Origin of the sequence: Streptococcus sp. CCH8-H5 (assembly GCF_001556505.1) — a bacterium.
In the GTDB taxonomy this organism is placed as follows: Bacteria; Bacillota; Bacilli; order Lactobacillales; family Streptococcaceae; genus Streptococcus.
Window position 1 is genome coordinate 1 of record NZ_LSIZ01000156.1, and the last position, 676, is coordinate 676.

A 676-nucleotide genomic window follows, 5' to 3' on the forward strand; every position below is an offset into this window, starting at 1 on the left:
CAGGTAAACAAGGTCAAACCCAAACAGGTAAGCCTGAATTTACTGAAGGTGACAGTCGTGTACCAATGAATGACGATGTACCAGCAACATTTGAAGATGGTTCAACTACCAAGACTGTTGATGGCGTTGGTACATACACAGTAGCAGCAGACGGAACAGTAACCTTCGTACCAGAAAAATCATTCGTCGGAACTGCGCCAGCTGTAACAGTGGTTCGTGAAGATAAGAACGGAACAAAAGCTTCCGCAACTTATACACCAACCGTAACACCAGTTACACCAACTGCAGAAGATACAACATCTACTGACAAACAAGGTCAAACGCAAACAGGTACACCAACCTTCACACCAGGTAATCCAAATGTTCCAATGGATGATGATACACCTGCAACATTTGAAGATGGCTCAACTACGAAGACCGTTCCTGGTGAAGGAACTTACACAGTTGCTCCAGACGGAACCGTAACCTTTGTTCCAGAAAAATCATTCACTGGAGAAGGTACAGGCGTAACGGTTAAACGTGTCGATAAGAACGGTACTCCAGTTACTGCTAAGTACACCCCAACTGTGACTCCAGTAACTCCAACAGCAACTCCTGCTGAATCTGAAGCACCTCAAGGTGTGGTTCAAACTGGAACAGTAACCTTCACAGAAGGTGACCCAGTTGCACCAATCGA

Annotated in this window: 1 pseudogene; it reads left to right on the forward strand. The window is 45.4% G+C overall.

Annotated features, from left to right (window positions below):
• Window positions 1–676, forward strand: a pseudogene (locus AX663_RS10185) (CshA/CshB family fibrillar adhesin-related protein); the annotation flags it as partial.